This window comes from Providencia sp. PROV076 (genome assembly GCF_028483405.1).
GTDB lineage: Bacteria > Pseudomonadota > Gammaproteobacteria > Enterobacterales > Enterobacteriaceae > Providencia > Providencia huaxiensis.
The window spans coordinates 70,349-95,451 of record NZ_JAMPRR010000029.1 but is presented as its reverse complement, the minus strand read 5'-3'; the positions used below and the strand labels follow the sequence as shown (position 1 = coordinate 95,451).

Annotated in this window: 20 protein-coding genes, 4 tRNA genes and 1 other annotated feature; of the genes, 5 read left to right on the top strand and 19 right to left on the bottom strand. The window is 40.9% G+C overall.

From position 1 onward, the window contains the following. Window positions 1-176: 176 nt before the first annotated feature. The 3 genes from clpB to rluD all read right to left on the bottom strand — a co-directional run bounded on the left by clpB (window position 177) and on the right by rluD (window position 4,585). Complete coding sequence (gene clpB / locus PSF67_RS17410; protein WP_102139719.1) at window positions 177-2,750, bottom strand: ATP-dependent chaperone ClpB; 2,574 nt, start codon at window positions 2,748-2,750, stop codon at window positions 177-179. A 123-nt stretch (window positions 2,751-2,873) separates the two neighbouring features. Beyond that, entirely contained in the window at window positions 2,874-3,608 is a 735-nt protein-coding gene (gene yfiH / locus PSF67_RS17405; protein WP_272677331.1) for a purine nucleoside phosphorylase YfiH, read from the bottom strand. Then, on the bottom strand, window positions 3,608-4,585 hold the full coding sequence (gene rluD, locus PSF67_RS17400; protein ID WP_102139721.1) for a 23S rRNA pseudouridine(1911/1915/1917) synthase RluD: 978 nt from the start codon (window positions 4,583-4,585) through the stop codon (window positions 3,608-3,610). Before rluD ends, yfiH begins: the two co-directional genes overlap by 1 nt. A 137-nt stretch (window positions 4,586-4,722) precedes the next feature. On the opposite strand from rluD, the gene bamD reads away from it, so the two are divergent. The 3 genes from bamD to pheA all read left to right on the top strand — a co-directional run bounded on the left by bamD (window position 4,723) and on the right by pheA (window position 7,559). Further along, window positions 4,723-5,454 carry an outer membrane protein assembly factor BamD gene (gene bamD, locus PSF67_RS17395; RefSeq protein ID WP_102139722.1) on the top strand — a complete coding sequence of 244 codons (732 nt, stop codon included), beginning with the start codon at window positions 4,723-4,725 and terminating at the stop codon, window positions 5,452-5,454. 315 nt (window positions 5,455-5,769) lie between these two features. Continuing rightward, a complete protein-coding gene (gene raiA / locus PSF67_RS17390) occupies window positions 5,770-6,102 on the top strand; it encodes a ribosome-associated translation inhibitor RaiA (protein WP_102139723.1) in 333 nt (110 codons plus the stop codon). Window positions 6,103-6,242: 140 nt separating this feature from the next. Beyond that, window positions 6,243-6,360, top strand: a sequence feature (Phe leader region). A 26-nt stretch (window positions 6,361-6,386) separates the two neighbouring features. After that, the gene (gene pheA / locus PSF67_RS17385) at window positions 6,387-7,559 is read left to right on the top strand and encodes a bifunctional chorismate mutase/prephenate dehydratase (protein WP_102139724.1); all 1,173 of its coding nucleotides are present in this window, start codon (window positions 6,387-6,389) and stop codon (window positions 7,557-7,559) included. 48 nt (window positions 7,560-7,607) lie between these two features. Here the strand turns inward: pheA and PSF67_RS17380 are convergent, their stop codons facing one another. The 8 genes from PSF67_RS17380 to ffh form a co-directional block, all read right to left on the bottom strand. After that, window positions 7,608-9,176 carry a methyl-accepting chemotaxis protein gene (locus PSF67_RS17380; RefSeq protein WP_272677329.1) on the bottom strand — a complete coding sequence of 523 codons (1,569 nt, stop codon included), beginning with the start codon at window positions 9,174-9,176 and terminating at the stop codon, window positions 7,608-7,610. 313 nt (window positions 9,177-9,489) lie between these two features. After that, window positions 9,490-10,611, bottom strand: a complete 1,122-nt coding sequence (tyrA, locus tag PSF67_RS17375; protein WP_102139726.1) for a bifunctional chorismate mutase/prephenate dehydrogenase — start codon at window positions 10,609-10,611, stop codon at window positions 9,490-9,492. Between the two features lie 13 nt (window positions 10,612-10,624). After that, the gene (locus tag PSF67_RS17370) at window positions 10,625-11,719 is read right to left on the bottom strand and encodes a 3-deoxy-7-phosphoheptulonate synthase (RefSeq protein WP_102139727.1); all 1,095 of its coding nucleotides are present in this window, start codon (window positions 11,717-11,719) and stop codon (window positions 10,625-10,627) included. Window positions 11,720-12,314: 595 nt separating this feature from the next. Next, on the bottom strand, window positions 12,315-12,668 hold the full coding sequence (gene rplS, locus PSF67_RS17365) for a 50S ribosomal protein L19 (protein WP_096864779.1): 354 nt from the start codon (window positions 12,666-12,668) through the stop codon (window positions 12,315-12,317). A 41-nt stretch (window positions 12,669-12,709) separates the two neighbouring features. Continuing rightward, window positions 12,710-13,474, bottom strand: coding sequence for a tRNA (guanosine(37)-N1)-methyltransferase TrmD (gene trmD / locus PSF67_RS17360; RefSeq protein ID WP_125893610.1), 765 nt, complete (start codon window positions 13,472-13,474; stop codon window positions 12,710-12,712). 38 nt (window positions 13,475-13,512) lie between these two features. After that, window positions 13,513-14,058, bottom strand: coding sequence for a ribosome maturation factor RimM (gene rimM, locus PSF67_RS17355; protein WP_047757188.1), 546 nt, complete (start codon window positions 14,056-14,058; stop codon window positions 13,513-13,515). An 18-nt stretch (window positions 14,059-14,076) separates the two neighbouring features. Next, window positions 14,077-14,325 carry a 30S ribosomal protein S16 gene (gene rpsP, locus PSF67_RS17350; RefSeq protein WP_004264823.1) on the bottom strand — a complete coding sequence of 83 codons (249 nt, stop codon included), beginning with the start codon at window positions 14,323-14,325 and terminating at the stop codon, window positions 14,077-14,079. A gap of 136 nt (window positions 14,326-14,461) precedes the next feature. Further along, window positions 14,462-15,823: a signal recognition particle protein gene (gene ffh / locus PSF67_RS17345; RefSeq protein ID WP_102139730.1), complete on the bottom strand. Its 1,362-nt coding sequence runs from the start codon at window positions 15,821-15,823 to the stop codon at window positions 14,462-14,464. A 387-nt stretch (window positions 15,824-16,210) separates the two neighbouring features. Between ffh and PSF67_RS17340 the strand changes: the two genes are divergently transcribed. Both PSF67_RS17340 and PSF67_RS17335 read left to right on the top strand, forming a co-directional pair. Beyond that, entirely contained in the window at window positions 16,211-17,002 is a 792-nt protein-coding gene (locus PSF67_RS17340) for a cytochrome C assembly family protein (RefSeq protein WP_102139731.1), read from the top strand. A gap of 42 nt (window positions 17,003-17,044) precedes the next feature. After that, a complete protein-coding gene (locus PSF67_RS17335) occupies window positions 17,045-18,331 on the top strand; it encodes a CNNM domain-containing protein (protein WP_102139732.1) in 1,287 nt (428 codons plus the stop codon). Window positions 18,332-18,418: 87 nt separating this feature from the next. On the opposite strand, the gene luxS is transcribed toward PSF67_RS17335, so the two are convergent. The 8 genes from luxS to alaS form a co-directional block, all read right to left on the bottom strand. After that, window positions 18,419-18,934, bottom strand: coding sequence for an S-ribosylhomocysteine lyase (gene luxS / locus PSF67_RS17330; protein ID WP_166267719.1), 516 nt, complete (start codon window positions 18,932-18,934; stop codon window positions 18,419-18,421). Window positions 18,935-19,085: 151 nt separating this feature from the next. After that, complete coding sequence (gene gshA / locus PSF67_RS17325) at window positions 19,086-20,645, bottom strand: glutamate--cysteine ligase (protein ID WP_102139734.1); 1,560 nt, start codon at window positions 20,643-20,645, stop codon at window positions 19,086-19,088. 196 nt (window positions 20,646-20,841) lie between these two features. Beyond that, window positions 20,842-20,918: transfer RNA gene (locus PSF67_RS17320), tRNA-Arg, on the bottom strand. 94 nt (window positions 20,919-21,012) lie between these two features. Then, window positions 21,013-21,089, bottom strand: a tRNA-Arg gene (locus tag PSF67_RS17315). 138 nt (window positions 21,090-21,227) lie between these two features. Next, a tRNA-Arg gene (locus PSF67_RS17310) sits at window positions 21,228-21,304 on the bottom strand. Between the two features lie 11 nt (window positions 21,305-21,315). Further along, window positions 21,316-21,408 (bottom strand) — tRNA-Ser (locus PSF67_RS17305). A 436-nt stretch (window positions 21,409-21,844) separates the two neighbouring features. Continuing rightward, window positions 21,845-22,030, bottom strand: a complete 186-nt coding sequence (gene csrA, locus PSF67_RS17300) for a carbon storage regulator CsrA (RefSeq protein ID WP_004264815.1) — start codon at window positions 22,028-22,030, stop codon at window positions 21,845-21,847. Between the two features lie 228 nt (window positions 22,031-22,258). After that, window positions 22,259-24,886 (bottom strand): alanine--tRNA ligase, encoded by a 2,628-nt coding sequence (alaS, locus tag PSF67_RS17295; protein ID WP_272677328.1) that lies wholly within the window; start codon window positions 24,884-24,886, stop codon window positions 22,259-22,261. Window positions 24,887-25,103 lie beyond the last annotated feature (217 nt).

The window sequence follows — 25,103 nt, the reverse complement described above, 5'->3', positions numbered from 1 at the left end:
TGGCGCATTATAGGGAGTCAGAAAAATCTGGCAAGTGTTTTTTTGAAAAAAACTTTCAAGTGACTACATTTCATACTTTACGACCAATTCTCAAACAAAAAAAGCAGTTTTATACGTAATTTGATATAAAAAAGGTGGCTAATGATAGCCACCTTTTGATTCTACAATAATATCAATTACTGTTTAGCAACAATTTCGTCATTTTCTACATCTAAAATGACTGGTTTACCTGGCAATAACCTACCTGACAAGATTTCTTGTGCCAGAGGGTTTTCAATTTCCTGCTGAATTGCACGTTTCAATGGCCTTGCTCCGAAGATTGGGTCAAAACCAGCCTCCCCAATTTTCTCAAGTGCAGCTGGTGTTGCGCTGACTTCATAGCCGTGCTCTTCAAGACGTTTGTATAAACGAGCCAGTTGAATATTAGCAATATTCGTAATTTGCTCTTTACCTAATGGATGGAATACAACGACTTCATCGATACGGTTAATGAATTCAGGCCTGAAACTATGAGATACCACTTCCATCACCATATCTTTCATTTCTGAATAACCAATCATGCCAAACCTTTCTTGGATTAAGTCAGAACCCAAGTTAGATGTCATAATGATCACCGTATTACGGAAGTCTACCGTTCTACCTTGCCCATCCGTTAAGCGTCCATCATCAAGCACTTGCAATAAAATGTTGAAAACATCAGGGTGTGCTTTCTCAACTTCATCCAATAAAATGACGGAATATGGACGACGTCGAATAGCTTCGGTTAAATACCCACCTTCTTCATAACCGACATAACCTGGAGGTGCGCCCACTAAACGCGACACCGCATGTTTTTCCATAAATTCAGACATGTCGATACGAACCATTGCATCATCGCTATCAAACATGAAGTTTGCTAACGCTTTACACAACTCAGTTTTACCTACCCCTGTTGGCCCTAAAAACATAAACGAGCCAATTGGGCGATTTGGGTCTGATAACCCTGCACGGCTACGACGAATTGCATTCGATACTGCAACGACCGCTTCATCTTGCCCAATAACACGCTGATGGAGTTGCTGTTCCATGCGTAACAGTTTTTCTCTTTCGCTTTCTAGCATTCGAGATACTGGGATACCAGTCCAACGCGCTAAGATTTCAGCAATTTCAACATCTGTTACTTTGTTACGTAACAGTTTCATGCTTTTACCTTCAGCTTTCGTTGCTGCTTCCAGCTGTTTTTCCAATTCTGGAATTTTACCGTATTGCAATTCGGACATTTTTGCCAAATCACCCATACGGCGTGCTTTTTCCATCTCGATACGTGTATTTTCAAGTTCAGCTTTAATATGCTGAGTACCCGTTAATGATGCTTTTTCAGCTTTCCATTCTTCTTCTAACGCAGAATATTCACGCTCTTTCTCTGCAAGCTCTTCTTCTAACATTTCAAGACGTTTTTTACTTGCGTCATCCGATTCTTTTTTCAGCGCTTGCTGTTCAAGTTTGAGCTGAATAATACGACGTTCCAGCCTATCCAAGGATTCTGGTTTCGAATCCATTTGCATACGTAAACTTGCACCCGCTTCATCAATCAAGTCAATTGCTTTATCAGGTAACATACGGTCAGTAATATACCGATGTGATAACGTCGCTGCCGCCACAATCGCTGGGTCTGTTATCTGTACGTGGTGATGCAATTCATAACGCTCTTTTAAACCACGTAAAATGGCAATTGTGTCTTCAACAGATGGCTCTGCCACATACACTTTCTGGAAACGACGCTCTAAAGCAGGGTCTTTCTCAATGTATTGACGGTATTCATCTAATGTGGTTGCACCAACACAGTGTAATTCACCGCGAGCTAGAGCCGGTTTTAACATATTACCCGCATCCATCGCACCATCGGCTTTACCTGCACCAACCATGGTGTGTAACTCATCAATAAACAGAATGACGTTACCTTCCTGTTTGGCAAGATCATTTAGAACCGCTTTCAAACGCTCTTCAAACTCACCACGATATTTCGCACCCGCAATCAGCGCCCCCATATCCAGGGATAATACGCGTTTGTTTTTTAGCCCTTCTGGTATTTCACCATTTACAATACGTTGTGCTAACCCTTCAACAATTGCTGTTTTACCAACACCTGGCTCACCAATCAGCACTGGGTTATTTTTAGTACGGCGTTGCAGTACTTGAATGGTCCGACGAATTTCTTCATCTCGACCAATCACTGGGTCTAATTTGCCTTGCTCTGCACGTTCGGTTAAATCAACAGTGTATTTTTTCAAGGCTTGGCGCTGGTCTTCAGCGCTTTGGTCATTCACTTTTTCTCCACCACGCATCTGTTCTATTGCCTTTTTTAAATTATCTTTATTAACACCAGCAGCTTTGAGCATGTCTGCTAATGTCGTATTGGCTTCTAAAGCTGCGACAAGAAATAATTCTGAGGAGATAAACTCATCTCCGTGCTTTTGTGCCAACTGATCACATAAATTCAAATGACGCATTAAGTCACTTGATGGTTGAACATCGCCCGCTACACCTTGCACTTGAGGTAAACGCCCTAATGCATCTTCGACTTTTTGCTGAAATTGTACGGCATTCACGCCTAACGTCGTCAGCAATGGACGAACTGTGCCACCCTCTTGATTAAAAAGGGCACTTAATAGATGAATAGGTTCGATAAACTGGTTTTCGCGCCCAAGGGCTAGTGATTGGGCGTCAGCGAGAGCTTGCTGGAATTTATTCGTTAAACGGTCCAGACGCATAACACCTCCAATAAATGAGATTAAATTTGCTACTGGATACTAGATGAGGTCAGTTATTAAATATTCAAGTTTCGCAAGGAATTATTTCTGTTATATCCATTAATTTAGAACAAAACACCAACGCTAGGTATTTATCCATATTAATGATGCCATCCTGCCGGTTTTTCCTTCCCTTCGATAGGAAAAAAATCTGTTTTTATCTGTTACTGTACAAAAATCACCACCATAGACCTTCGTTACGCCAGCAGCCTGTAGTTTTTTACGTGCTAATAAATAAATATCAGCTAGATATTTATCATTATAAGGAATAAAGGCAGAGGCTAAATCAGATGATTGATTAACAAAAGCCTCTTTGACTTCTTTACCAACTTCAAATTTCTCAGTACCAATAGCGGGGCCAAGCCAAGCGATAATTTCATTTGCAGGACTAATAAACTGATTGATTGTATTTTCAAGAACCCCATGACATAGCCCGCGCCACCCTGCGTGGGCTGCTGCCACTTCCGTTCCTGCTTGATTAGTAAATAACACAGGCAAGCAATCCGCAGTCATAATAGCGCAAACTTGCCCTACCTGATTGCTATACACGGCATCTGCTTGCCTATTGTGAACTTTCTTACCAACAAGATTGAGCACATCCGTCCCATGAACTTGCTCAAGCCAAACAGGCTGTTGTGGCAGCTGAGCAAGTTTTTCAAGGCGCTGACGATTTTCACTGACGGCATTGGGGATATCCCCAACATGATCACCCAAATTCAAGCTATCAAAAGGTGGTAGGCTCACACCACCTGCACGCGTTGTACTACAGCTCGCTATGTTGTTAGGTTGTGGCCAATCAGGGAAAATCAATGTATTCATTACCAGTCCATATCGTCTTTATGCAGTTCAGTATCTGCTTTTAGAGCTTCAATAAGCTTAACCATATCATCAGGTAACGGTGCATGCCACTCCATTTGAATACCTGAAATTGGGTGATATAAGCGTAACATGGTGGCGTGCAGTGCTTGCCTATCAAAATTACGCATCACTTCCAGAAATTCTTCTGTCGCCCCTTTTAATGGACGCGGACGGCCACCGTATAAAGGGTCACCAATTAATGGATGATTGATATGGGCCATATGGACACGGATTTGGTGGGTTCTCCCCGTTTCCAGACGTAAACGTAACCGAGTATGGGCTCTAAAGTGCTCCATTATTCGATAATGCGTTACCGCAGGTTTCCCCATTGGATGAACAGCCATATGCGTTCTTTTAGTTGGATGACGAGAGATAGGTTCTTCTACCATGCCCCCCGCAGTCATACGGCCTACTGCAACCGCTTCATATTCACGCGTAATTTCTCTACGTTGCAATGCTTCAACGAGGTGGGTTTGAGCAGGAACTGTTTTTGCTACAACCATTAAGCCAGTGGTGTCTTTATCTAAACGATGAACAATACCGGCTCTTGGCACATCTGCAATTTCAGGATAGCGATATAACAACGCATTCAAAATTGTGCCATCAGGGTTCCCTGCACCAGGGTGAACAACTAAATCACGCGGTTTATTAATAATTAAGATATCTTCATCTTCATAAATCACATTAAGTGGGATATCTTGTGGTTCCCAGCGATTATCTTCTTCAATGAGGGCATCGATTAAAATTTGTTCACTGCCGAAAACTTTTTCTTTTGGCTTATTGATAACTTTGCCATTAACCTGCACTCTATCAGCTAAAATCCATTCTTTTATGCGAGAACGTGAATAATCAGGGAACAATTCGGCCAAAGCCTGATCTAAACGTTGACCAAGCTGTGATTCAGCGATAGTTGCACTAAGTTGTACTTGTTGAGCCATAAATTAATCTACTTTTTGGTGTTTGTATTTTGACGGCAGCGCCGTTTCATTTAAAATATATGCTATTGTAACTCGAATTTTGCCGGGAGCCTTATGGATAGACTCCCTCGAAACACTCAGAGGATAACCTACACGTGATGATACGTATGAAAAATCTGGTGGCTGCAGCCACGTTGAGCCTGATTTTAGTCGGCTGTTCCAGCACTCCTGAAGTCAGCCCTGATAGCTCCCCTGCTGAAATATATGCAACGGGTCAGCAAAAATTACAGGACGGCAATTTTAAAGCAGCGATTAAACAATTTGAAGCTCTTGATAACCGTTATCCATTTGGTCCATATGCTCAACAGGTTCAATTAGACCTGATTTATGCATATTATAAATCAGCAGAACTGCCAATGGCGATAGCTGCAATTGACCGTTTCATGCGTTTGAACCCAACTCATCCAAATATTGATTATGTCCTCTATATGCGAGGCTTAACCGCAATGGCTCTGGATGATAGCTTATTGCAAGGCCTTTTTGGTATCGACCGCTCAGACAGAGACCCACAGCATGCACGAGTTGCATTCAAAGATTTCAGTCAGCTAGTTCGCTACTATCCTAACAGCTTATACTCAAATGATGCGAGTAAGCGATTAGTCTTCTTGAAAGACCGTTTAGCGAAATTCGACCTTTCTGTTGTCGAATACTACAACAAACGCGGTGCTTATGTCGCGGTTGTTAATCGTGTTCAACAAATGCTAAAAGACTACCCAGACACAGAAGCAACACGTAATGCCTTAGCATACATGGAAATTGCTTATAATGAGATGGGGCTAAACCAAGAAGCGAATAAAGTTGCGAGTATTATTGCTGCAAACCCACAATAATAACATCGTGAGATCTAAAACAGCAGCCAAGGCTGCTGTTTTTCTTTGCTAGCGGCGATTTAGTTGCTTGCTCATTTAAGGGACTAATTTTAACCCAAAAAATGCTCCGGCTATTTACCGTTCCCCTAGCCAACTCAATCAGTGTCCCTTAATCCATTCATTTTGGCAATGCTTTTTCACCCCTTTTTTATGTGAAATCACACTTCAGATAGCTGTTACTCTTCCCCTGAATGAGATGTGATCTACATCAATTTTTTCTTAACAAGAATAGGTATTCTGAACTCAACAAAGACGGAAACAATGAGAGGTAACTATATGATAGTGAACATTACTAGCAAGCAAATGGACATTACCCCAGCGATTCGTGAGCACATTGAGAGCCGTCTAACAAAACTCGACAAGTGGCAAGTATCCCTGATAAATACCCATATTGTATTATCAAAAGAGCCACAAGGTTTTATGGTTGATGCCAACATAAAAACAGCGACAGGAAAATTGGTCGCAAGTGCCAAACATGAAGATATGTACGTTGCAATTAATGAACTAATTAACAAACTCGAAAGACAACTCAATAAAGTGCAACATAAAGGAGAATCAAGAAGAGCATATAATAGTGTAAAAGAAGCGAATAATACTGTTACGTTATAATTTTATATTATCTATCAACTAATCTTGAACCTTACAAACGCGCTCACTATGGGCGCGTTTTTTTATGTTTCTGATCCTTACCTATTGACTTCTTAGTGAGTATCGGGTTTATTTAAATTGAATCTGATTAAAGGTATTCATATGAATCTTAATTTTGTTTTCTTTTTCTTCTTTAGCAACTCCTAATTAGGGGCTTTTGTCGTTCGAGAAAGAAAAGAAGACAAAATTAAAAAGCCCCCTCTAGGGGGCTTTTTTTATATCATAATATTAACAGGGTGGGCAGAATGGAAAACAGCACTAATTTATTGAAAGTAAGAGAAAAAATAAGCCAACTGGATAGTGAGTTACTTAATCTTTTAGCAAAGCGCCGTGGTTATGCTGTTGAAGTTGCGGAAACAAAAATTGATGATAGCCGCCCAATTCGTGATAAAGACCGTGAACGCCAGCTTTTGGATGTTTTAATTAACAAAGGCAAACCTCTAGGGCTTGATGGCTTTTATATTACTCGCTTATTTCAAATGATTATTGAGGACTCCGTTCTTACACAACAGGCAATTTTACAAAAGCATTTAAATTTAACCCCTAGTGACACTGCCCGGTTTGCGTTCTTAGGGCCTAAAGGCTCTTATTCACACATTGCTGCACGCCAGTACTCAGCCCGTCATTTTGACCAATTGGTTGAATGCAGTTGCCACAAATTCCAAGATATTTTTTCATTAGTTGAAAATGGACAAGCGGAATATGGTATTTTGCCAATAGAAAACACCAGTTCGGGCGCAATTAACGATGTTTACGATTTACTGCAAAATACGTCATTATCAATCGTCGGAGAGATTCGGCTCCCAATTAACCATTGTCTCTTAACTACAGGAAATACCGATCTCAGCCAGATCAAAACCGTTTATAGCCATCCACAGCCTTTCCAGCAATGTAGCCAGTACTTAGCGCAATTCCCACACTGGGAAATAAAATATTGTGATAGCACTTCAACTGCAATGCAAATGGTCGCAGACCAAAACTCACCAAGTGTCGCAGCTCTTGGAAGTGAAGCTGGTGGCGCACTATATGATTTAAGTGTAATAGAGCATAACCTTGCTAATCAGCAAATTAATATGACTCGCTTTATTGTTGTTGCACCACAAGCAATTGAAGTCACAGAACAAGTTCCTGCAAAAACAACACTGCTTCTTACTACTGGCCAACAAGCTGGTGCTTTAGTTGATGCATTAGTTATTTTGAAAAATAATAAGATAATTATGAGCAAATTAGAATCACGCCCAATTAATGGAAAACCGTGGGAAGAGATGTTTTATGTCGATGTGCATGCAAACTTACGTTCAGATAATATGCAACAAGCTTTAAGAGAGCTTTCAACAATTACTAGGTCAATTAAAATATTAGGCTGCTACCCATCCGAAAATGTGGTTCCTGTTGAACCTGAAAAAATTACACCTTAATAAGATATAGTTAGGCTGCATTTTTCAGTGCAGCCTATTAAACTGAAACTATACTCTCACTTCAGGTTGGTGAGTCGACGATTTCACTCTGAAATAATTGACTAGCTCCTTCAAATGGTACGCCTGTTCATTTAATGAGTCCGCTGCGACAACAGATTCTTCAACTAGACTCGCATTTTGCTGTGTAGTTAAATCAAGCTGCCCGACCGCACTATTGATTTGAGAAATGCCATCGCTTTGCTCACGGCTAGCCTGCCCAATTTCACGTAATAACGCATTCATCTCTTTTACACTATCAACCATGCCATGTATTTGTTGAGTTGCTTTTTCAACAAGTTCCATGCCTTCTTGTGTTTGTGCCGATGAATTTTCAATCAACGCACGAATATCACTCGCGGAAGCGGCACTTTTCTGTGCTAATAATCTTACTTCTCCAGCAACAACAGCGAAGCCTCGCCCATGCTCACCAGCTCTTGCAGCTTCAACAGATGCATTCAATGCTAAAATATTGGTTTGGAATGCAATAGAGTCGATTAGATTAATAATTTCTGTCATCTGTGATGATGAACTATTGATTGTACGCATTTTGTTCGTGACTTGGCTCATCATGTCACCATTATTTTGCACAATAATCGCAGCTTGGTCTGCAAGCATACTGGCTTCATGAGTGTGTTCAGTCGTGTTTTGAACCGTTGACGTGATTTGTTCCATTGAACTGGCTGTTTCTTCAACTGATGCAGCTTGCTCTTCGGTGCGCGCGGCCAGGTTTTGGTTCCCCGCAACAATCTGCCCTGCTGCTGCCGAAATACTTTCAGAACCTTGCTGAACCTCTTGAACGATTTCTAGTAGGTGCTCTTTCATCGCATTAAGTGAATTTAATAACACTCCTGTTTCATCTTTTGAGGTAACCTGAATATCCTTAGTCAGATCCCCATTTGCAATCGACTGAGCGAAATTGACTGCATTTTCCAATGGCCTTGTAATAATTGTCGTAATATACCAACCCATTATGCAGCCCGCGCCAATACTCAAGATTGATAGCACTGCTAGTAATATTTTATTACTTTCATAGTCTGCATTAACTTTCCGGCCAATCTCTTGCATCTGCAAATCTTGAATTGCCATTAAAGTTTGAATTTGGTCTCGATAATCACGCTGAATACTCGACGTTTTCGTCATCATCTCGTCAATGGCAGCTTGGCGATTGTTCTGTTGTAAGAACGCATTCATACGAGCCTGTGATGCATGGAACTGTTGGCGGATCACACGTAAGTCCGCCAAAATTTCTTTAGAACGATCATCGGTCACACTAGTTTCTAATTTTTCAAATAACTCTGTTATTTTCAGTGTAATTTTAGCCAGCTCTTCACGACGCTTATCACTCCCACGATCATCAAGTAAAATAAGCTCTTGGATCCCAATAAAAGAATAAAAGTTATCCATCATCTGCCCTGCTGTCGAAGCAATAGGGTAGCTTTCATAAAGCACTTGCTTCATTCCTTCATTAGCTCGGTTCATATTTGCTAAAGAAAATATTGAACTTAAGATAATAAGCGCAACAAAACTACCAAATGCGACCGTTAACTTCATACTGATTTTAAGATTTTTAAAAAACATATATTTACCACGCTAACCATCATTTAATGAGTAGAGTTATCGGTAAAATAGATGAAATCTTTATCACATAAATCGATCGATTTATAAATATTAATTTTATAAATCGATTAATTTAGAATTAAATAGTGAATAAATTTAATTTTTGGCTAAGTGGCATATTATTCGATAGAAATTATACATATAAGTACAATTGCTTATTTTAAATAAATATATAGACAAGATTAGCTAAAACAGAAGACTATGGAAGATAATAATAAATCAACAAAAATTAAAGCCCCCTACCGCCATAAAACACGATAGAGGGTGGAGATGATTATTTTCGATTATCATTTGCTCGTTGCAATAATGATTGGCTTTCTTTCATAAAATGATGGGCATCTTCGCCGAACCACTGACTAACTTGATTAAATTGGCGAATAAATTCTGCTTTATCTTTGTTCTCTAGTAGTGCTATTGAATCACCTAATAACTGATGATATCTACGTATCAATTCAACATTTTCATTTGAAGACATAATAATGTCTGCATATAGTTGAGGGTCTTGGGCAAATAGACGCCCAACCATCGCAAGCTCTAAGCGATAAATAGGCGATGATAAATCAAGCAATTGCTGTAAATCGATATTTTCCTCAGCAAGATTTCGCCCGTAAGTAAATGTTGTAAAGTGGCGTAATGCCTGAATAAAGCTCATGTTTCTATCATGCTCTTCGGCTGATATTTCTTTCAAACGAGCTCCCCAAACTAATAGTTGTTCAAGGAACCATTGATAAGCCTCTGAACTACGGCCATTACAGTAAGCAAAAACTTGCTTTGCAACACTACCAATATCAGGGCCAAACATCGGGTGAAGCCCAAGTACTGGCCCATCATGGGCTGCTAACATCGCTTCTAATGGCTGTTGCTTAATCGATGCAATATCCATCAAGACCGTGCTTTTATCCAGCCTAGGCAGTTGGTTGATGACTTGTACCGTCAAATGTATTGGCACACTAATCATCACGATGCTAGCACCTGCTACTATAGATTCTGCTTGCGGCCAATCACCTTCATTTAAGGTCTTTACTTGGTAGCCTGATAAGTTAAGGAGACGATGAAATAGCCGTCCCATTTTCCCATCACCACCAACAATCACAATGGGGCCTGCTGATGGGTTCAGTGTTTTAAACCCTTTATCATTTTCACGTGCATAAGATTCGCGCATGATCCGCCTAAGAATATCTTCAATCAGATCAGGCGGGATCCCCATACGCTCAGCTTCTGCGCGACGTGCTGCCAACATGCTTGTTTCTCGTTCAGGCACATAAATCGGTAAACCATGTAAGCTTTTCACTTCACCGACTTCAGCAACCAGTTGCAGCCTTTTTGCTAATAAATCTAATAAAGATTTATCAACTTCATCAATTTGTTCCCGTAAATGGGTTAACTCAACAGACATACCAATACCTTGATCAGCTCACTTTACTCAATTTTTGCGCACGTTGTTCAAGCACAGGTAACAATGCCTGATGTAAATTACGCAATACCGTTTCCGTCGTTTGCCAGTTAATGCAGGCATCTGTTACTGAAACACCGTATTTCATTGCGTCACGGGCTTGTTCAGATGTTTGATTCCCTTCATTAATATGGCTTTCTAACATAATACCTGTAATTGATTCATTACCATTAATAATTTGTTCAATAATAGAATCAACAACTAATGGTTGACGACGGTAATCTTTATTTGAGTTTCCATGGCTACAATCCACCATAAGCGATGGCGCTAAACCTGCTTTTTTCATTTCCACTTCACAAGCCGCGATATCTTCAGCATTGTAATTAGGCGTTTTTCCACCACGTAAAATAACATGCCCATTACTATTGCCTTTAGTATGCAATAAACAAACTTGGCCCGATTGGTTAATTCCCATAAAACGGTGTGGCATTGCTGCTGCTTTTAACGCATTAATTGCTGTAGATAAGCTACCATCGGTCCCATTTTTAAAACCAACAGGCATAGATAAGCCTGATGCCATTTCACGGTGTGTTTGTGATTCAGTCGTTCTTGCACCAATTGCAGACCAACTGAATAGATCCCCTAAGTATTGAGGATTGTTAGGATCCAGTGCTTCTGTTGCTAATGGTAGGCCCATATTCACTAAATTAGTCAACAAGTCACGAGCAATATGTAGGCCTTTTTCCATTTCAAAGGAGCCATCCATAAATGGGTCACTAATCAAGCCTTTCCAACCCACTGTTGTACGAGGTTTTTCAAAATACACACGCATCACAATATATAAGCTATCACTTAATTCTTCGGCTAATACTTTCAAACGCTCACCATATTCAATCGCAGCATCCACATCATGGATTGAGCAAGGACCACATACCACGAGTAAGCGAGGGTCGCGTTGATGAATGATATCAGCAATCACTTGGCGCGATGTCGCAATGGCATGCAGGCTGCTGTTACTCAGCGGATATTTTGCTTTCAGACTCTCAGGAGTGATTAATACCTGCTCGTCTTGAATATTCACGTTGTTGAGTACATCTTTTTGCATGATCATTTTTTACCTACTTATTAGCTTATATTTGCTTAGTTTATTATTTACGTATTGTGTTTGAGTGCATGAGTAATAACATACCATGCATCGTAAACAATTCAATCCATTTATGTAAAATATTTCCATGTATGTAAATAAATATTTACACCTAAGTAATAAATTGATAAATATAGAATTTTACATAAAATTAACATTTATAATATTTAAATTAGTGTTCAATACTGATTTTTAGTAAATATTTATTTACAGATTAAGAGGTTAATCTCTCAGCTATATTCTAAATAGTTCGAGTTGTAGCAAGGCGGCAAAGTAAGGACATCGCAGGGAGCATACATCAGTATGTGACCTGTATGGCTGAACGAAGCCAACACGGCTACAACTTGAAATAGATTTTCTCAGTTGTATTCTAAATAGTTCGAGTTGTAGCAAGGCGGCAAAGGAATGAGACGCTAGGAGCATACACAAGTATGTGACTAGTGCGAATGAGTGCAGCCAACACAGCTACAATTTGAAATATGAAGAATATAGTGACGAATATAAAAAGGCCCGCAAAAGCGGGCCTCTCTATAACATAACTTTCGGATGTAGCGAAAGCGTATTACTTGGCGTTCAGACGCTCTTTGATACGAGCTGCCTTACCAGAACGCTCACGCAGGTAGTACAGTTTAGATCTGCGAACAGCACCACGACGTTTAACAGCAATGCTATCTACGACTGGAGAGTGAGTTTGGAATACACGCTCAACACCTTCGCCGTTAGAAATTTTACGAACAGTGAATGCAGAGTGCAGACCGCGGTTACGAATAGCGATAACCACGCCCTCGAATGCCTGCAGACGTTTTTTAGAGCCTTCTACGACCCATACCTTAACTTCCACGGTGTCACCCTGACGGAATGAAGGTACGTCCTGCTTCATTTGCTCTTCTTCGATTTGTTTAATAATGTTGCTCATAATAACTCTCTTACCCTAGGTAAACTGATATGTTTAGACAATTAATTGTCTGGATTCATTTGTTGCTCAGACTGATATTCCCGTTGGAATTCAGCCAGCAACATCCTCTGCTCGTCAGTCAGAGCTAGGCTTTCCAGAAGCTCAGGTCTTCTAAGCCAGGTACGGCCGAGTGATTGTTTCATGCGCCAGCTATCTATTTTAGCGTGGTTTCCTGAAAGTAAAACATCAGGAACTTGCATGCCATCTAACACTTCAGGGCGGGTATAGTGTGGACAATCTAACAAACCATCTGCAAAAGAGTCTTCTTGGGCAGAGGCTTGATGACCAAGTACCCCGGGTATAAACCGTGAAACTGAGTCAATCAACACCATCGCGGGGAGTTCCCCACCACTGAGAACGTAATCACCGATTGACCATTCTTCGTCAACTTCGGTTTGAATGATACGTTCATCAATACCTTCATAGCGGCCACAAACGAGGATCAATTTCTCATTGGTTGCCAGCTCGCAAACACCGTCTTGACTGAGTTTGCGCCCTTGCGGTGAAAGATAAATAACCTTTGCACCCTCACCAGCCTCAGTTCTTGCTGCGTTGATTGCATCCTTAAGCGGTTGCACCATCATCAGCATGCCTGGACCACCACCATAGGGGCGATCATCAACAGTCTTGTGCCTATCGTGAGTAAAATCTCGCGGATTCCAGCACTCAAATGTTAGCAGGCCATTCTTCACTGCCCGGCCAGTTACCCCGTACTCGGTTATTGCGCGGAACATTTCGGGAAACAGGCTAATTACACCAATCCACATGATTTCGTCCCACTCATCAAAACCGTTCAACCGGAGATTTAAAAACCAGGATCCCAATCCACTTCAATAAGTTTGGCATCGAGATCGACTTTCTTGATAACCTGCCCATCAAGAAACGGAACCAACCGCTCCTTGATGCCAAATGCATCTTTTAAGTTCGCCTTAATGACCAGTACATCATTTGAACCAGTCTCCATCATGTCAGTGATGGTACCAAGATCATACCCTTGTAACGTCACTACGTGGCAGCCCATCAGGTCTTTCCAGTAGTATTCGTTTTCTAATTCAGGAAGTTGGGTTGAATCAACCGCAATTTCAAAATTAGTCAAGAGTGCTGCTGCATCGCGGTCATCGACCCCGTTCAGCTTGACGATGATATCCTTGTTATGATGTTTCCAATCTTCAATTTCAATGTGTTGCCATTGACCTGAACGTTGGATAAACCAAGGCTGATACTCAAAAATACTTTCAGCATGTTCGGTGGACGAAAAAACTTTGAGCCAACCACGAATACCGTATGCCGCACCTAATTTCCCCAATACTATTGGGTTTTCAGGTGGCTGTAGTTTAGTTTGCTTGCTCATTGTTACCACCGCGACAGATTAAGCTGCTTTCTTAGCTTGTTTGACCAGTTGTGCAACACGGTCAGAAATAGTTGCGCCTAAGCCAACCCAATGCTCAACACGGTCTAGATCTAAACGCAGTTCTTCTGCTTGACCTGCAGCGATCGGGTTGAAGAAACCGATACGCTCAATGAAACGACCGTCACGCGCATTGCGGCTATCGGTTACAACGATTTGGTAGAACGGACGTTTTTTAGCGCCGCCACGAGATAAACGAATTGTTACCATAACATCCTCATTAGTTAACAAAACAACCAGACTCCATCGAGGGATAGAGTCCGGCTGTCATATAAAAAGCCCGAAAAGTTTACTCACTTTGACGCAAAAATCAATCAAAAGTGCGTTTTGTTTGAGGCTTTATTGCTTAACGCCCCGGAAAACCCGGTGGCATCATACCTTTCATGCCGCGCATCATCTTGGCTAAGCCGCCTTTTTTCATTTTCTTCATCATGCGTTGCATATCATCAAATTGTTTCAAGAGGCGATTAACTTCTTGCACAGTAGTTCCCGAACCTGCCGCAATACGACGTTTTCGCGAGCCTTTAATAATTTCTGGTTTTTCACGTTCTTTACGTGTCATGGAATTAATCATCGCTTCCATACGAACGGTGATTTTATCATCCATTTGGGACTTAACGGCATCGGGTAACTGAGACATTCCAGGCATTTTGCTCATCATACTCGCCATGCCGCCCATATTACGCATTTGCTTTAATTGACTTAAAAAGTCATTTAAATCAAAGCCATCTCCCGTTTTAAGTTTTTTAGCAAGCTTTTCAGCTTCATCACGGTCAACTTTATGCTCAATCTCTTCAATCAGAGAAATCACATCACCCATGCCAAGGATACGCGACGCGACGCGTTCTGGGTGGAATGGTTCTAAGGCATCAGTTTTTTCACCAACACCTAAGAATTTAATAGGTTTCCCCGTAATCGCACGAATTGAAAGTGCCGCACCGCCTCGAGCATCACCATCGACCTTGGTTAATACAACCCCTGTCAGTGGTAAGGCTTCATTAAATGCTTTCGCTGTGTTTGCCGCATCCTGCCCTGTCATCGCATCAACGACGAATAAGGTCTCAACTGGCTTAATAATGCGGTGAACTTCTTGGATTTCTTCCATCATCGCTTCATCGACGTGTAAGCGACCTGCGGTATCCACCAACAACACATCGTAGAATTGCAATTGTGCATGTTTTAATGCTTTTTGAACAATTGCTGCGGGTTTTTCTTGTACTTCTGAAGGGAAAAAGTCTATTCCAACACTTTCAGCTAATGTCTCTAATTGTTTAATCGCTGCGGGGCGATAAACGTCAGCTGAGACAACTAATACTTTTTTCTTCTGTTTTTCTTTTAGATGCTTACCTAATTTTGCAACGCTGGTTGTTTTACCTGCACCTTGCAAGCCCGCCATTAAAACAACTGCGGGGGGTTGTGCGGACAAATTAAGTTGGTGGTTTTCGTCCCCCATCGCCCTAGTCAGTTCATTTTGAACTATTTTAATGAACTCTTGGCCGGGTGTTAGACTTTTATTGACATCTTGCCCAACGGCATTTTCTTTAACTTTTTGAATGAATTCACGGACAACTGGTAAAGCAACGTCAGCTTCCAGTAAGGCCATGCGAACTTCGCGTAGTGTTTCTTTAATATTTTCATCAGTTAGACGGCCACGCCCACTGATATTGCGCAACGTGCGCGATAGTCTGTCAGTTAAATTATCAAACATATGTCTTAGCTCAATTCTGTTGATGGGCCGATGTCAGCCTGATCTGGTTGCTAATACAGATAATTTCAAGTGTGCATTATCTAACAACTTGAATTATAAGCATCAATGCCTTCACTATGATGAAGGAAAACCAACACTAAAAATAATCGCGGCAAAATAATGCCACCATTGTAACATGCTCGCAGTTTTTTCGCTGCCCCCTGTTTGAAACAGATGATACAGGTTATTATGGTTTGAGTTTAATAATACAAACCAAGCCAGTAGGCGCATGAAATGCTATCAGCAACGAATATATTGCGATTGGCCCGTCCAATAGTTGGAGCCTACACTCGTACAAGTTATACTATGAAATAACTTTCCACTAAAAATGATTAACGACACTATACTATGCCCGTATTTGCAGTCATAGCAGTTTGTACATACATGGTCAGTCTATTACTGATCGTCCCCGGCCAAGTGCGCAAGCAGCCACTTTACCGCTATCTCGCACTTTTTCTTGCTGTGATTGCGTTAGTGACTCACGCAATTACATTGAAATTTTTGATTTTTAGTGAAGCCGAAGGACAAAACCTCACACTGCTGAATTTAGGCTCAACAGTGAGCTTACTCATGTGTGTGATTATGACTGTTGTCGCTTACTGGGGAAAAGCTTGGTACTTAACACCCATCGTCTATAGTTTTGCCATCATTAACTTGATGTTGTCGACGCTAATGCCTGGGGAGTTTATTACGCATCTCGAAGCGCGAGTACCACTTTTTGTTCACATTGGCTTGGCTTTATTGAGCTATGCAACGCTTCTTATTGCCGCTTTATATGCATTGCAAGTGGCTTTAATTGACCATCAGCTAAAAAACAAAACCTTAAAATTTAGCCCCGATATGCCTCCTATGATGGTGATTGAACGTAAAATGTTCCACGTCACTCAAGTTGGCGTCATTTTGCTAACTCTTACCTTATGTACCGGTTTTATTTATATGGATAATATTTTTGATAAAGAAAATATTCATAAATCGGTGTTATCCGTGATCGCCTGGTTTGTTTATATCACTCTACTTTGGGGGCATTTCCATGGAGGATGGCGAGGTAAGCGCGTCCTATTTTTCCATGTTGGTGGCTCAATCATCTTAACAATGGCTTTTTTTGGTAACCGTTTAATACAGGAGTTTATGGTATTTTGACACAAATAAAGCCACGACTTTCACAATATAAGGAAACTTGTTTTGGATGATGTGTCCACGAGTACGCTAATCATCATATTGATTGTTTTAATTTTTATGTCAGCCTATTTCTCTGCATCAGAAACAGGGATGATGACGCTAAACCGTTATCGGTTAAAACATTTAGCAAAACAAGGTAATCGCTCAGCGATCCGCGTTGAAAAACTTCTTAGACACCCTGACAAACTGTTAAGTCTAGTCCTTATTGGTAACAACTTAATCAACATAGTCGCATCCGCATTAGCGACGATTATCGGTATGCGGCTGTATGGTAACGCAGGAGTCGCGATATCGACAGGGATCCTGACTTTTGTGATCCTCATTTTTGCAGAAGTCATGCCCAAAACACTGGCAGCGCTGTACCCTGAAAAAATCGCATTCCCAAGTAGTTACTTCTTAAAACCATTGCAAGTAGTCATGATGCCTATTGTTTGGGCATTTAATACTATTTCAGCGCTACTGTTACGCTGCATTGGGGTGAAGTCACTAACCGCACGAACTGATGCAGTTAATAAGGAAGAACTACGTACCATTGTTAACGAATCAAAGCATAAAATTAGCCGCCGAAATCAAGACATGTTGATTTCAATTCTAGATTTAGACAAAGTCACTGTCGGCGATATTATGCTGCCAAGGAATGAAATTGTTGGTATTGATGTCAATGATGACTGGAAATCAATTATTCGGCAGCTCACCCACTCACCTCATGGCCGTATTGTGTTATACCGTGACTCACTTGATGACTCCATTGGTATTTTACGCGTCCGCGAAGCCTACCGTCTCATGATGGAAAAGCGTGAGTTTAATAAGCAAAACCTCATCAAAGCTGCGGATAACATTTATTTTATTCCTAACAGTACACCATTAAATGTTCAGTTAGTTAACTTCCAGCACAATAAAGAAAAACTTGGGATCATTGTTGATGAATACGGTGAAATTCAAGGTCTTATCACTGTCGAGGATATATTAGAAGAGATAGTAGGTGACTTCACAACCTCTATGTCACCATCTTTGGCTGAAGAAGTCTTGCCACAAAGTGACGGGAGCGTTCTTGTAGACGGTTCTGCGAATATTCGTGAACTGAATAAGGCTTTTGATTGGAATCTCCCTATAGACGGTCCTAGGACGGTTAATGGCATGGTTTTAGAGGTCATCGGTGATATTCCACAACTTGAAGAGCAAATTGTGGTAGGCCATTACCTTATCGAAGTATTAGCGATGAGTGAAAATATCGTTAAACAAGTAAGGATCACGCCTCTTACATTTAGTTCTCAAGTCCCTGACCTTTGATTTAGTCATAAACTTGCAATCTAATTCTCATATAAAAATAAAAAGAGCCTTAATTGGCTCTTTTCATAGAGAATATTTGATAAAAAGCTAAACATGTAGCTGTTCAAGTTTCTCTGCCGGTAATGCTAATTCATCATTTTTATTGATGCCAATTTCTGATGCAAGAACATTACGTGCAATTTGCTGGGCTTCTTCCAGTGAGTGCATTTTGTATGTACCACACTGATAGACATTCAATTCAGGGATCTTGTTTTGGTCTTTCACTTGCAAAACATCTTCCATTGCAGCCTTCCAGGCCTTAGCAACACGCAGTTCATCTGGCTGGCCGATAAGGCTCATATAAAAACCAGTACGGCACCCCATTGGTGAAATATCAATAATTTCAACACCATTTCCGTTAAGATGATCACGCATAAAGCCTGCAAAGAGGTGCTCTAAAGTATGCGTCCCTTTTTCTGTCATGGCTTCTTCATTGGGTACAGTAAAACGCAAATCAAAAACTGTGATGGTATCACCGCTTGGTGTTTTCATGGTTTTTGCCACACGTACAGCAGGTGCTGACATGCGAGTATGATCGACAGTAAAGCTATCTAATAATGGCATTTCGTGACCTCCTCGAAAATAAAAAATATTTTCTAAAATAAATGAAACTATTTTGAAAATACAGAGTCTGAATTATTGAAAGACGCGCAATTTGTTATCATCCCTAATTCTCTAAGAGATTTTTTTTGGCCACCTAGCGTGGCCATTTCTTTTAGCGTCCTGCATGAATGCGCAGATAGTCCTCAAAGCTTTCGCTCTCACTTTGTTCCATCTTTGCTTGCTTCTCTATTGAAGCTAATCGTGCTTGTTCAAATTGCTCTTCAGTTATCACTTCATACGGCTCATTCACTAGCTGTTCAAAATATTTTTCAGCTAATTCTAACCCGTAACCACCAATACCTTTTTCTAACATTTCATCCATAACAAGCGCTGAATATGTGAGAGTTGGGTCTTTAAACATAGCGAAAAATTGGTGACAAACTTCTTGATATTTGGCATCACAACAAGTGTCTAACACTTCAGCTACGCGGATCAAGTCATTAAATAATTGCTGTCCAACGTCAACTAGTGGTTTAACTTCGCTGCCACAGCCGAAACCAATGACTTGGCCTGGTTTACGACCTTCAAGAATGACACGATTCCAGTTTTGACGACAGCAGTCTAATTCCTGTGCATTCATTTCAGGTGCATCAGCAAGTACACACCATATTAAGAATAGATCAACAAAACGTGCTTGAGTTTCATTAACGCCTATCGCACTGAATGGGTTGATATCCAGTGAGCGGACTTCAATGTACTCAATACCACCACGTAATAACGCATCAGAAGGTGATTCACTGCCTTTAGGTACGCGTTTAGGTCGTATTGGAGCGTAGAGCTCATTTTCAATTTGTAGCACATTCGTATTCAGTTGAATATATTTGCCATCTTTTTTAACACCCAGTTTTTCAAATTCAGCTGAAGGCTTATAAATGGCTTTTTTCAGGCTTTCGACATATTCATCCAATTTATTGAATGTGATGTTTAAATCACTCTGTGATTTATTTGTATACCCTAAGTCACTCATGCGTAATGATGTCGCATAAGGCAAGTAATACGTACCACAGTCCGTTTTATCAAATGATAGCGTTGTCTCCCTATCTTTCAAAAAAGAGCCGCAGATAGCCGGAGATGCGCCAAATAGATAAGGAATAACCCAACCGAAGCGATAGTAATTTCTAATCAGGCGTAAATAGCCTTCAGAAATTTTTTCTTTACCACTTTCTGCGTCTTCAATTCCTGCCCATGCTTGCCAAAATTCGATCGGCAAAGAGAAGTTATAATGCACCCCTGCTATCGTCTGCATCAAAGCACCATAACGATTTTTAAGGCCTTCACGGTACAGTGTTTTAAACTGCCCCACATTAGAAGAACCATATTGTGCAAGAGTGATTCTATCTTCACTTTCAATAAAGCATGGCATACTCAACGGCCACATTCTTTCATTCTGAAGGTGACGAGCTGTATAACGATGCAAATCCCGCAAAAAAGCCAAATTATGGCTAATGCTTTTATCTACAGGAGTAATAAATTCGAGTAAGGACTCCGCAAAATCTGTCGTGATCCATTTATGTGTTAAAGCTTTTCCCAGCCCTTCTGGATGCAAGGTCTCTGCAATTGCGCCTGTAGGGGTTACACGCAATGTTTCACGCTCTATACCACGTTGAATACCATTTAGTGTTTCTGGGTGCGCCTCTAACCATGAGAGCGCTTTCGATACGTCCGGGATCAAGTCGACCTCCCGCCTGTGATGTTAATTTATTTTATTAAGGCAATTACTTTAGCCTAAATCACATAAATTGTCGCTGTCTAGATGTGTGGTTTATGAGGGAATAAATCAAAGTGGTATAGAAAATACGATTTAGTTAATTTTATAAATGACAATTTTGGGCAAAAAAAAACTCCTCAAATGAGGAGTTTCTTAATGATGGTGCATCCGGGAGGATTCGAACCTCCGACCGCTCGGTTCGTAGCCGAGTACTCTATCCAGCTGAGCTACGGATGCAAAATTTGGTCGATAGTAAATCGATAGTTTCAATAACTATTATTGAGTTAAATTAAAAGGTATTATTGATATTGCTAAGTTATTAGCTAAGAGATGGTGCATCCGGGAGGATTCGAACCTCCGACCGCTCGGTTCGTAGCCGAGTACTCTATCCAGCTGAGCTACGGATGCATACTTAATGCAAGATGTGCTGCTCTCTCAAACTTCTGTATCAACTTCTACTTCTATAAATCAACTTCTTAGTTACTGTCTTGTTTGGCTGCTAAAACCAAAACAATACCCCATCAGATGTTCTCATAGGGTTAAAGATGGTGCATCCGGGAGGATTCGAACCTCCGACCGCTCGGTTCGTAGCCGAGTACTCTATCCAGCTGAGCTACGGATGCATAATCTAAAATGGCGGTGAGGGAGGGATTCGAACCCTCGATGCAGCTTTTGACCGCATACTCCCTTAGCAGGGGAGCGCCTTCAGCCTCTCGGCCACCTCACCATATTTTAGTTACACACGATTTGTTTTTTCAAACATCTCGTTGCTGTGTGGCGCACATATTACTTTCCTAGACTTAGAAGTCAAACAATTTTTCCAAACTTTTTGCATTCCGTTGTCCGTTTGCACATTTCACAAGCAAGATGATTAGTTTAACACCGAAAAAGATACTTTTCAGCCCTTATGACACTAACTTTATAAACAAAAATACAGGGACAAAATTATTCTATAAACGAATAAAAATGAGTTCACGGGATTGATTAGCCTATATTTCAAACAAAAGGAAACAAAATTTCAGTACAAGGAAACCTAAGACTAAACAATAAAATGAGTTTGACGCTAGAGAATTATAAAAACGAAAGGGTATTTTTAGAAAATATACGAGTAAGACAAGCGCCCATTCTTGCTGTGTGGTCAATCATTGGACGCTTATTCATTATTATTGATTATCTGGTTGAGTCTTTTCAGCCTGGATCCGTTGATAAATTTCTTCACGGTGAACAGAAACTTCTTTTGGGGCATTAACACCAATACGAACTTGGTTGCCTTTGACACCCAATACAGTAACTGTTACCTCATCGCCTATCATGAGTGTTTCACCAACTCGACGAGTCAGAATAAGCATTCTTTGCTCCTTGAAATATTAAAAGAGTCGGGTCTCTAGGTATCCCCCGCTATTGTCCATCACACACCGTGAAAACGTAAAGCAATGACATTCACCTAAAGCATTGATGCCATCAATACAAGCATTCTAATTATTTACAAGCAAAATATAGCACTACAAACGATACATTAACAATGCCGCAACAGATTAAAGTTGCCTCATTTTTCAATGAGGCAACTTTGTAAGTGCTTACAGGCGTGCTTCAACCCATTCTTCGACACTCGCCATAGCAGCAGGTAATGCGCTAGCGTCAGTACCTCCTGCTTGAGCCATGTCTGGGCGGCCACCACCTTTACCACCTACCTGACTTGCAATGTGGGAAATCAAATCCCCTGCTTTAACTTTAGCCGTCAAATCATTAGTTACCCCAACGATCATACTGACTTTATCACCACTTGTTGTTGAAAGCACGATAATCGCTGATTTCAACTGATTTTTAAGGTCATCAACCATAGTTCTCAATAACTTAGGATCAGTATCTCCTAATTGAGTGACTAACAATTTGATGCCTTTCACCTCTTTCGCTTTGCTACTTAGTGAAGCACTTTCTTGAGATGCTTGTTGATCTTTTAGTTGCACAATTTCTTTTTCGAGCTGGCGAGATTTGTCCAATGCCGCTTTTACTTTCTCGACAAGGCTATTCATATCACCTTTTACTAAGTGTGCAATTGCCGAAAGTTGCTCTGATTGATGATGAATGCTTTCAATCGCCATTGTGCCTGTCGTCGCTTCAATACGACGAACGCCTGCTGCCGTACCAGATTCACTCAAGATACGGAATAAACCAATATCTCCAGTGCGGCGCGCATGTGTACCACCACATAACTCGATAGAGAAATCACCCATACTCAGAACGCGCACGCGCTCTTCATATTTTTCACCGAACAATGCCATAGCACCTTTTGCTTTAGCGCCTTCTAAATCCATCAGCTCAGTTTCAATTTCTAAGTTTTTACGGATCTGCGCATTCACAATATCTTCTACTTGACGTAGTTGATCTTGTGTCATCGCCTCAAAATGAGAGAAGTCAAAACGCAAGTATTTATCATTAACCAGTGAACCCTTTTGAGAAACATGGTCACCTAATACTTGGCGTAATGCCGCATGCAGTAAGTGCGTTGCTGAGTGATTTAAACGGATAGCATCACGTCTAGCGTTATCCACGAATGCAGTAATTCTATGGTTAACAACCAGCGAACCCGCTTCTACTTGACCAATATGCCCAATCGCTTGACCATATTTTTGCGTGTCCGTGACTTTAAAACTCGCGCTCTCATTATTTAAATAACCCGTATCACCGACTTGCCCACCAGACTCTGCATAAAATGCTGTTTTATCTAGTATAACTAAGCCTTCTTCACCCGCATTCAAGCTGTCTACAGGCTGGCCATCTTTATATAGTGCAGTAATAGTGGCTTGTTGCTCATCATATTGATAACCGGAGAATTCACTACGCTTATCAACTTTAATTAAAGAGTTATAATCCGCGCCAAAACCACTGGATTCACGTGCACGACGACGCTGGTCTTCCATCGCTCGCTCAAAGCCGTCTTCGTCGACTTTAATATTGCGTTCGCGGCAAACATCTGCCGTTAAATCGATTGGGAAACCATAGGTGTCATATAAGCGGAATGCAGCTTCACCATTCAGAGTATCCCCTTTCAGTGAAGCAAGTTCTTCATCTAATAATTGAAGACCGCGTTCTAAAGTACGAGCAAATTGCTCTTCTTCGGTCTTAAGAACTTTTTCAACCATAGCTTGCTGGCGTCCAAGTTCATCTGCTGCAGACCCCATGACTTTAATCAGTGGCGCAACTAATTTGTAGAAGAAGGTGTCTTTTGCACCAAGCATATAACCGTGACGAACAGCACGACGGATAATGCGACGCAACACATAACCACGGCCTTCATTCGATGGAATAACACCATCGCTAACAAGGAATGCACAAGAACGGATATGGTCAGCAATAACACGTAATGATTTGTTTTCTAAATCTGTCGCGCCAGTTGCTTTAGCTGCAGCTGCGATAAGTTCACGGAAAATATCAATTTCATAGTTTGAATTAACGTGCTGCAATACCGCAGAAATACGCTCTAAGCCCATTCCTGTGTCAACTGAAGGTTTTGGTAGAGGTTCCATTGTCCCGTCAGACTGACGGTTAAATTGCATGAACACCAAGTTCCAAATTTCAATATAGCGGTCACCGTCTTCTTCAGGGCTTCCTGGAGGCCCACCCCATATATGATCACCGTGATCATAGAAAATCTCGGTACATGGGCCACAAGGACCTGTATCACCCATCTGCCAGAAGTTATCTGACGCATATGGTGCACCCTTGTTATCACCGATACGAATAATACGCTCAACTGGAATACCAATTTCTTTATTCCAGATATCATAAGCTTCGTCATCAGTTGCGTAAACGGTCACCCATAACCTTTCTTTTGGTAAGTTAAACCATTCTTCGCTGGTCAATAACTCCCAAGCAAAACGAATAGCGTCATGCTTAAAGTAATCACCAAAGCTAAAATTGCCTAACATTTCAAAAAATGTATGGTGGCGAGCAGTATAGCCCACATTTTCTAAGTCGTTATGTTTACCACCTGCACGCACACAGCGCTGCGCAGTTGTCGCTCGGGAGTATGCTCTTTTATCCAGGCCAAGAAATACATCTTTGAACTGGTTCATCCCTGCGTTTGTGAACAATAGTGTAGGGTCATTATTTGGCACTAGTGAACTACTAGAGACCACTTGATGACCTTTTGTATGAAAAAAGTCGAGAAACGCTTGACGGATCTCAGCGGTGCTTTTACTCATATTTATCCCGATATCAAGCTGGAAACAGAATTACGAATTGTTGAGATGGAATGTAACATCACCTCTAATCAACTCTCCGATTGAAAAGTGACTGATAAGATAAAGTCTCTTTGTGCAGAAGTAAAATATAGATACATCCATTCGCAGCTTTCATTGTAAAGCGTCTAGATATTTTCTGAAAGTATGTTTATACGTTTCACTGGTGTATTTTTCCACA

Excerpts from the sequence above, each read along its gene's own strand:
- yfiH (WP_272677331.1), bottom strand. The coding sequence starts at position 3,608 with ATGAATACATTGATTTTCCCTGATTGGCCACAACCTAACAACATAGCG.
- luxS (WP_166267719.1), bottom strand. The coding sequence starts at position 18,934 with ATGCCATTATTAGATAGCTTTACTGTCGATCATACTCGCATGTCAGCA.
- PSF67_RS17370 (WP_102139727.1), bottom strand. The coding sequence starts at position 11,719 with ATGATCATGCAAAAAGATGTACTCAACAACGTGAATATTCAAGACGAG.
- bamD (WP_102139722.1), top strand. The coding sequence starts at position 4,723 with ATGATACGTATGAAAAATCTGGTGGCTGCAGCCACGTTGAGCCTGATT.
- rpsP (WP_004264823.1), bottom strand. The coding sequence starts at position 14,325 with ATGGTAACAATTCGTTTATCTCGTGGCGGCGCTAAAAAACGTCCGTTC.
- alaS (WP_272677328.1), bottom strand. The coding sequence starts at position 24,886 with ATGAGTAAAAGCACCGCTGAGATCCGTCAAGCGTTTCTCGACTTTTTT.
- rluD (WP_102139721.1), bottom strand. The coding sequence starts at position 4,585 with ATGGCTCAACAAGTACAACTTAGTGCAACTATCGCTGAATCACAGCTT.
- rimM (WP_047757188.1), bottom strand. The coding sequence starts at position 14,058 with ATGAGCAAGCAAACTAAACTACAGCCACCTGAAAACCCAATAGTATTG.
- tyrA (WP_102139726.1), bottom strand. The coding sequence starts at position 10,611 with ATGTCTGTTGAGTTAACCCATTTACGGGAACAAATTGATGAAGTTGAT.
- clpB (WP_102139719.1), bottom strand. The coding sequence starts at position 2,750 with ATGCGTCTGGACCGTTTAACGAATAAATTCCAGCAAGCTCTCGCTGAC.
- csrA (WP_004264815.1), bottom strand. The coding sequence starts at position 22,030 with ATGCTTATTCTGACTCGTCGAGTTGGTGAAACACTCATGATAGGCGAT.
- trmD (WP_125893610.1), bottom strand. The coding sequence starts at position 13,474 with ATGTGGATTGGTGTAATTAGCCTGTTTCCCGAAATGTTCCGCGCAATA.
- PSF67_RS17340 (WP_102139731.1), top strand. The coding sequence starts at position 16,211 with ATGCCCGTATTTGCAGTCATAGCAGTTTGTACATACATGGTCAGTCTA.
- pheA (WP_102139724.1), top strand. The coding sequence starts at position 6,387 with ATGGAAAACAGCACTAATTTATTGAAAGTAAGAGAAAAAATAAGCCAA.
- ffh (WP_102139730.1), bottom strand. The coding sequence starts at position 15,823 with ATGTTTGATAATTTAACTGACAGACTATCGCGCACGTTGCGCAATATC.
- rplS (WP_096864779.1), bottom strand. The coding sequence starts at position 12,668 with ATGAGCAACATTATTAAACAAATCGAAGAAGAGCAAATGAAGCAGGAC.
- PSF67_RS17380 (WP_272677329.1), bottom strand. The coding sequence starts at position 9,176 with ATGTTTTTTAAAAATCTTAAAATCAGTATGAAGTTAACGGTCGCATTT.
- raiA (WP_102139723.1), top strand. The coding sequence starts at position 5,770 with ATGATAGTGAACATTACTAGCAAGCAAATGGACATTACCCCAGCGATT.